Raw genomic sequence first — 7,729 nt, 5'->3', positions numbered from 1 at the left:
GCGGGCGGCGCTCGATCTCAAGGGCGCTAAAGATCCCAAGGCAAGCGCTTCGCGATGCGCCGCGCGGGCGGCGCTCGATCTCAAGGGCGCTAAAGATCCCAAGGCAAGCGCCCCGCAAAGCGCCGCCCGCGCGGCGCTCGATCTCACAGGCGCCAAAAAACCCAAGACATACCCATCGCATAAACGCACACTCCCCCTGCAGATTTGCCAATTGTGCCGGGCAAATTCGCATGCCACGATCCACGGATACATCAGCGCACTCCAGACTTCACTTGGAAAATCAATAACAAAGCAGGGAGAACGCGAATGACCGCGCATGCTCACACCTCGGCAACCGATCATGTACTGGCCGAGGTCCGCAATCGAATAGGCCACCTCACCCTCAACCGCCCCGCCGGCCTCAATGCCCTCACCCTCGACATGGTGCGCACCCTGCGCCAGCACTTCGATCGCTGGGCCGAAGACCCACACGTACAGGCCGTGGTACTGCGCGGCGAAGGCCCCAAGGGCTTCTGTGCCGGTGGCGATATCCGCTCGCTGTACGACAGCTACCAAGCCGGCGAAACCCTGCACGAAGAGTTCTTCGTCGAGGAATATGCCCTGGACCTGGTCATCCACCACTACCGCAAACCGGTGCTGGTGCTGATGGACGGGTTCACTCTCGGCGGCGGCATGGGCCTGGCCCAGGGCTGCGACCTGCGCATCGTCACCGAGCGCAGCCGCCTGGGTATGCCGGAGGTCGGCATTGGCTACTTCCCCGATGTCGGCGGCAGCTACTTCCTCTCCCGCGTGCCGGGCGAACTGGGTACCTACCTGGGCGTCAGCGGGGCGCAGATCCAGGCGGCCGATGCGTTGTACTGCGGGCTGGCCGACTGGTACCTGCCCAGCGAGAAGATCGCCGCGCTGGACGCCGGCCTCGACGGCCTGAGCTTCAGTGACCAGCCGCTCAAGGACCTGCAAAACCTTTTGGCCACACTCGGCAGCCAGGTGCTGGACGATGCCCCGCTTGAGAAGCTGCGCGCCGTCATCGACCACTTCTTCGCCCTGCCCGACCCGGCGGCGATCGTCGAACAACTGCGCGCCGTCAGCATCGGCGACAGCCATGCATGGGCGCTGGCCACCGCCGACCAGCTGGAAAGCCGCTCGCCGCTGGCCATGGCGGTTACCCTGGAGATGCTGCGCCGCGGCCGCCACCTGGCGCTGGAAGACTGCTTTGCCATGGAGCTGCACCTGGACCGCCAATGGTTCCGCCACGGCGACATCATCGAGGGCGTGCGCGCCCTGATCATCGACAAGGACAAGCAGCCGCGCTGGAACCCGCCGACCCTGGCAGGCCTGCAACGCCAGCGGGTCGACCAATTCTTCGAAGGCCTGTGAGCCGGGGAGTACACAGATGCAAGACCTGGAACTGAGCGAAGAACAGATCATGATCCGCGACATGGCCCGGGATTTCTCCCGCGGCGAGATCGCCCCGCATGCCCAGGCCTGGGAGAAAGCCGGCTGGATCGATGACGGCGTGGTGCGCAAGATGGGTGAGCTGGGCCTGCTGGGCATGGTGGTGCCCGAGGACTTTGGTGGCAGTTACACCGACTACGTCGCCTATGCCCTGGCGGTCGAGGAAATCGCCGCAGGCTGCGGCGCCACCGGCGCGATGATGAGCATCCACAACTCGGTGGGCTGTGGCCCGCTGCTGGCCTATGGCACGCCCGAACAACAACAGGCCTGGCTGCCGCGCCTGGCCAGCGGCGAGGTGGTCGGCTGCTTCTGCCTGACCGAACCGCAGGCGGGCTCCGAAGCCCACAACCTGCGCACCCGCGCCGAACTTGTTGACGGTGAATGGGTGATCAACGGCGCCAAGCAGTTCGTCAGCAATGCCCGCCGCGCGGGCCTGGCGATCGTCTTTGCAGTGACCGACCCGGAGCTGGGCAAAAAAGGCCTGTCGGCGTTTCTGGTGCCCACTGACAACCCAGGCTTCAAGGTCGACCGCAGCGAGCACAAGATGGGCATTCGCGCATCCGACACCTGCGCGGTCACCTTCGACAACTGCCGCATCCCCGCCGCCAATCTGCTGGGTGAGCGTGGCAAAGGCCTGGCGATCGCCTTGTCCAACCTCGAAGGCGGGCGCATTGGTATCGCTGCCCAGGCGCTGGGCATTGCCCGTGCCGCGTTCGAGGCGGCGCTGGTGTATTCGCGTGAGCGTATTCAGTTCGGCAAGCCGATCAACGAGCACCAGAGCATCGCCAACCTGCTGGCCGACATGCACGTGCAGGTCAATGCCGCACGCCTGCTTATCCTGCACGCGGCCCGCCTGCGCAGTGCCGGCAAGCCGTGCCTGTCGGAGGCCTCGCAGGCCAAGCTGTTCGCTTCGGAGATGGCCGAACGGGTCTGCTCGATGGCGATCCAGGTGCATGGCGGGTATGGCTACCTGGAGGATTACCCGGTGGAGCGCTACTACCGTGATGCGCGCATTACGCAGATTTATGAAGGCTCGAGCGAGATTCAGCGGATGCTGATTGCACGGGAGTTGAAGCATTATCCGTTGTGATTCTGCCGGTGGCTGCTCCGGTGGTTTTTATGGCCCCATCGCCGGCAAGCCGGCTCCCACCGGTAAACCACTGCCCTCAAAGCTGGTGGGGTACCTGTAGGAGCCGGCTTGCCGGCGATGAGGCCAGTACAGTCAACGCCGCTGTCTGAAGGTTTCCGACGGCAACTGCCCAAACTGCTGCCGGTAGATCTCGGCAAACCGCCCCAGGTGTAAAAACCCATAATCCATCGCCAATTCGGTCACGCTGCGCACCGCGCAGCTGCCGTCGCTGAGGCACGCGTGCACGCGTTCCAGCTTGCGTTGCCGCACGTACTGCTTGGGCGTGGTGCCCAGCTGGCGGTCGAACAGCGCATACAGTGAGCGCACACTCATGCACGCCTGCTCTGCCAGCGTCTCGGCGGCCAGCTCCAGCTTCAGGTTGCGGTCGATGTAGTCGAGGATCCGCTCCAGGCTCGCGCCTGGCGTACCCAGGCTTTCGCGACGGATGTTGGTGCTCATCAGGGTCAACAGCTTGCTCGCCACGATCTGGCTGTAATGCCCCTGCACCCGCGGCAACGAACCACTGACCTCCGCCTCGTGGCAGACCATGGCCAGCAGGTTGACGAAACCGTCCAGCTCATCCAGCCGATAGTGGTTGCGCAAAAACCGTACACCCCCGTCCGGGCGCTGCCAGCGCTGCTCTTCGCAGATCGAGTCGAGCATGTGCGTCGGCACCTTGAGGATGAATTTCTCGCAGTCGTCCGAGTAGGTAAGGTCAACCGGGTCATCCGGGTTGATCAGCAGCAGCTCGCCCGGTACCAGGTGATGCTCGCGCTGGTGCCCGCGCCACAGGCAGTTGCCGTTGAGCAGCACCTGCAGGTGGTAGATGGTTTCCAGGGCCGGTGAGGTGACCCGCACGCTGCCGCCGTAGCTGATGCGGCACAGGTCGAGTTCGGCGAACTTGCGGTGGCTGAGGCTGGCCTGCGGATGGGTGGTGCGCGACAGGCCGATGCAGTGCTGGCCGACGTGCCGGTTCACGTAATCGGACACGGCATAGGGGTCGGCGTGATGGAACACGCTACTGCGCTCGCTCAGCAAGCGGCTTTCCATAGGCAAGGCACTCGGTGTCGTTATTGTTCTGGGCGCCGCTTCCTACCGGCACAGGGCCTGTGGTTGCGGTCGTTCACGGTGATTGTATCGAGCCGGGGTCACTTCAACGGGGGCAGCTGACCGCCGGTGGTTGATACACACTAAGCAAAAGGGGGTGGTTGGGCAATTGGATCTTCGGATTGGGTGGGCGGATAGCGAACAGCCTGGCAAGGCACATGCCCGATTATCAAACACATTCCGGTGGCAGGCTGTCGATGACATTCATCTCTCCGATCGTCAGCTCGACGCAGCACCGCTGCAGCCCAGGCGTCAAATGGTTGCAAAGACCCTTTGGAGAAGCCCCATGACCGAACATGCTGTGGCCCGCCTTGAACAGCTCGACCCCCAACGCCCCTTGCGCGTGCAGGCCGGCAGCGAAGAAGTGATCCTGGTGCGCCAAGGCGACCGGGTGCACGCTTACCAAGGCAATTGCCCGCACGCGGGTGCGCCGCTGGATGAAGGCTTGATCTGCGCTGGCCTGCTGGTTTGCCCTTGGCACAAGGCCGCGTTTGCCGTCGACGAAGGCGCAGTCTGCGAACCGCCGGCACTGGCGGACCTGCGCCGTTACCCGGCGCGGGTCAAGGACGGCGAAATCTGGGTGGATGACCATCCATTGCCGCACCCCGAACCACCGCGCCACAGCGATGCCCGCTGCTTCGTCGTCATCGGTGCCGGCGCGGCAGGCTCCGCGGCAGTGGCCACGCTGTTGGCCCATGGCTTCGGCGGCCGCCTGGTGTGGATAGACCAGGAGCGGCAGCCGGCCTACGACCGTACCGCGCTGAGCAAATTCGTGATTGCCGGGCAGATGCCGGCAGACGAAGTACCGGCACTGCTGGAGGCTGACCAGCTGCGCAAGGGCCAGTTGGAGCGCTGCATGGGCAAAGTGCGCGCAGTGGATGTGAAAAAGCGCCAGGTCACCCTCGCCGATGGCAAGCGTGTCGATTATGACGCGGCGCTGCTGGCCACCGGCGGCAAGCCACAGCGCCCTGACCTGCCCGGCGTCGAGCTGGCGGGTGTGATGACGCTGCGCTCACGCGACGATGCGGCGCGCCTGCTGGATGCAGCTGAGCCAGGGCAACCGGTGGTGATCGTGGGCGATGGCTTCATCGGCCTGGAGGCGGCCTCGGCCTTGCACGCGTATGGCGCGCAGGTGCATGTGGTCACGCGGCACGAGGTGCCGTTGGGCAAACAGCTGGGTGAACGGATCGGGCGCAGCATTCGTGCGCTGCACGAGCGCAAAGGCGTGGTGTTCCATGGCCCGACCGAGGTCGAGCGTTTCATCGGTGACGAACAGGTCGAAGGCGTGCTGCTGGCCAACGGCGAGCAACTGACCACGCGGCTGGTGCTGCTGGGCACCGGGGTCACCCCGGCCACCGCATTCGTACAGGGCCTGCCGTTGGCCGAAGACCGTTCGTTGAAGGTCGACGCCGAGCTGCATGCCGGCGAACGGCTATGGGCCGCCGGCGACGTCGCCACCTTCCCCCTTACCGGCCGCCCGGTGCGCATCGAGCACTGGCGCCTGGCCCAGCAGCAAGGCGTGATCGCTGCGGCCAACATGCTCGGCGAACAGCGCCGGTACGCGGATGTACCGTTCTTCTGGACGTATCAGCATGGGCGCACTTATGAAGTGTTGGGGCATGCGCAGAACTGGGATCGGATCGAGTTTGTGGGGGAACCGGAAAACGGTGATTTCATTGCCCTGCAGTGTGTGGGGGAACAGGTCGAGGCGGTGATTGCCAAAGGGTATTCGGATGCAATGGCGGAGCTTTCGCAGCGAATGAAGCGGCCTCTGAACCTGCAGGAAGCGCTCAAGCTGATTGGTTGAATCCAATGGCCCCATCGCCGGCAAGCCGGCTCCCACAGAACATTTGGCGCGGATCCTGTAGGAGCCGGCTTGCCGGCGATGGGGCCAGTACCCACACCGCAATAATCAGCTATGGTTTCTCCACCTCAAATAACAAGAATTAGTGGAGCGCCCATGGCCGCGCAAACTGCCGCACATCGCGCCACCGAGTTGGCCGCATTCGTCGACTGCCATTTTGCCGGGCGTGGCCTGGTGCCGGAGCCGGTGATCGCCGAATCCTGGTACCGCAGCATCAACCAGCACCACCTGGACCCCGAGCTGCGCCACGTCGACAACATCCTCAGCGCTGCCGAAATCCGCCAGCATCAAGCCCAGCACCAAGCCTACCTGGCGGTCGCCAGCCAAGGCGTCAGTGGCCTGGCGCGACGTGTGGTGGACGCAGGTTTCGCCGTGCTGCTAAGCGATGCCGATGGCATCACCCTCGACGCTCGCCTGCCCGCCGACCCGCAGCGCTATACCCGTTCCGGGCTGATCGTGGGTGCACGTTGGGACGAGTCGATCGCCGGCACCAACGGCATCGGCACCGCCCTGGCCTCGCAACAGGCACTGACCATCCACCGCCAGGAGCATTTTCTGGCAGCCAACGCGCGGCTCAGTTGCTCGGTGTCACCGATCTTCGACGCCCATAACCAGCTGCTCGGCTGCCTGAATGCAACCTGCCTGTACAACGACGGCCCCAAACAGGCCCAACACCTGACCTTGCAGTTGGTGACGCTATACGCCCGGCTGATCGAGAACAGCCATTTTCGCCAGTGCTACCGCGACCGCCTGACCTTGGCGCTGAAGCCGCGTGACGACTTCTCCGACCTCGCCGCCGAGCAGTTGCTGGCACTGGACGAAGGCGGCCGGGTGGTCGGCGCCAATCGAGCGGCCTTCCTGGCGTACAGGGGCACGTTGCTGGGCATGCCTATCGATCAACTGCTGCCTGCCGGCATCGACCAGTTGCTGGAGCTGACGCGTGGCGGTGCCCGCGGCACGCAGCTGCGCGGCCATGAACAGCCGTACCTCTTGGACGTTGGCCTGCGCGTGCCGGCCGGCTACCGTCAACCGGCGCCTGCCAAGCCCATGCCCACGCGTACTGGCCACCCCACGCTCGAGCAGTTGGCTGGCGAGGACACCCAGCTGCAACATGCGGTATTGCGCCTGCGTAAAGTGCTCGACAAGGACATCGCCATCCTACTCACCGGTGAAACCGGCACCGGCAAAGAGGCGTTCGCCCGTGCCCTGCACCAGGCCAGCCAGCGCCACGCCAGGCCGTTCGTGGCACTCAACTGCGCGGCGATACCCGAATCGCTGATCGAAAGCGAGCTGTTCGGCTACCGCGCCGGGAGCTTCACCGGTGCTAACCGCAAAGGCATGAAAGGCAAGCTGGAGCAGGCCAATGGCGGCACGCTGTTCCTCGACGAGATCGGCGACATGCCGGCGCACCTGCAAACGCGGCTGCTGCGGGTGTTGGCCGAGCGCGAATTGGTGCCGCTGGGGGCCGAGGTGCCGGTGGCGCTGGACATTCAGGTGGTCTCGGCGACGCATCAGGACCTGCAGGCGATGATCGTCGACAAGCGCTTTCGTGAAGACCTTTACTACCGGTTATGCGGGATGCGCGTGACGTTGCCGGCATTGCGCGCGCGAAGTGATCGGCGCGCGTTGATCGAGGGCTTGCTGGCGGGCTTGGCCAATGGTTCGGGCGTGCGGTTGAGCGATGAAGCGCGGCGCTGTTTGCTGGGGCATGCCTGGCCGGGGAATGTGCGGCAGCTGCTCAATGCGCTGCGCCAGGCGGTGGCGCTGGCTGAGGGTGGGTTGATCGAACTGGCTGACCTGCCGGAGGAGTTGCTGGACTGCGCAGCGCCTGCCAGGCCGATGGCACTGGAGCAACAGGTCGAGGATGCCGAGATGCGGCATTTGCTGGAGGCTTTGAAGCGCGCGCGCTGGAACATGAGCGCGGCGGCCGAGGCGGCGGGGGTTTCGCGCTCGACGCTGTACCGCAAGATGAAACGCTACGGGATCGTGCAGCCGAATTTGTTGGGGTGATTGTGCTGGCCAGTGGGCCCACGAGCGCGCCGCGTACCCTGTAGATACCGTCTTGACCCTCACCCTGCAAGAGCGATTTTGGGATCAAACGGTATCCCCGACTTCACCACCCCGTAAACCAGGTGCAGCAGCTTGCGCATCGCCGCGCAAACGATCTGTTTGTA

At 64.7% G+C, this 7,729-nt stretch carries 6 protein-coding genes; 5 read left to right on the top strand and 1 reads right to left on the bottom strand.

Annotation, left to right across the window (positions count from 1 at the left end; all coding sequences use genetic code 11):
- The 3 genes from ABEH27_RS25575 to ABEH27_RS25565 form a co-directional block, all read left to right on the top strand.
- Nucleotides 1-310: hypothetical protein (locus ABEH27_RS25575; protein ID WP_346616234.1), on the top strand; the 310-nt coding region annotated here is incomplete at its 5' end.
- On the top strand, nucleotides 307-1,377 hold the full coding sequence (locus ABEH27_RS25570) for an enoyl-CoA hydratase/isomerase family protein (RefSeq protein WP_346616233.1): 1,071 nt from the start codon (nucleotides 307-309) through the stop codon (nucleotides 1,375-1,377). The genes ABEH27_RS25575 and ABEH27_RS25570, both read left to right, overlap by 4 nt.
- A gap of 16 nt (nucleotides 1,378-1,393) precedes the next feature.
- The gene (locus ABEH27_RS25565) at nucleotides 1,394-2,545 is read left to right on the top strand and encodes an acyl-CoA dehydrogenase family protein (protein ID WP_346616232.1); all 1,152 of its coding nucleotides are present in this window, start codon (nucleotides 1,394-1,396) and stop codon (nucleotides 2,543-2,545) included.
- Between the two features lie 132 nt (nucleotides 2,546-2,677).
- On the opposite strand, the gene ABEH27_RS25560 is transcribed toward ABEH27_RS25565, so the two are convergent.
- Nucleotides 2,678-3,634 carry an AraC family transcriptional regulator gene (locus ABEH27_RS25560; RefSeq protein ID WP_346616231.1) on the bottom strand — a complete coding sequence of 319 codons (957 nt, stop codon included), beginning with the start codon at nucleotides 3,632-3,634 and terminating at the stop codon, nucleotides 2,678-2,680.
- A 343-nt stretch (nucleotides 3,635-3,977) separates the two neighbouring features.
- Between ABEH27_RS25560 and ABEH27_RS25555 the strand changes: the two genes are divergently transcribed.
- Both ABEH27_RS25555 and ABEH27_RS25550 read left to right on the top strand, forming a co-directional pair.
- Nucleotides 3,978-5,498 carry an FAD-dependent oxidoreductase gene (locus ABEH27_RS25555; RefSeq protein WP_346616230.1) on the top strand — a complete coding sequence of 507 codons (1,521 nt, stop codon included), beginning with the start codon at nucleotides 3,978-3,980 and terminating at the stop codon, nucleotides 5,496-5,498.
- A 153-nt stretch (nucleotides 5,499-5,651) separates the two neighbouring features.
- The gene (locus ABEH27_RS25550; RefSeq protein ID WP_346616229.1) at nucleotides 5,652-7,565 is read left to right on the top strand and encodes a sigma-54-dependent Fis family transcriptional regulator; all 1,914 of its coding nucleotides are present in this window, start codon (nucleotides 5,652-5,654) and stop codon (nucleotides 7,563-7,565) included.
- The last annotated feature ends 164 nt before the right edge of the window (nucleotides 7,566-7,729 follow it).

Origin of the sequence: Pseudomonas sp. P39-UII1, assembly GCF_039672635.1 — a bacterium.
Classification (GTDB): Bacteria; Pseudomonadota; Gammaproteobacteria; order Pseudomonadales; family Pseudomonadaceae; genus Aquipseudomonas.
Note: the sequence above shows the minus strand (reverse complement) of the source record. Positions and strands in the feature narration are given on the sequence as shown.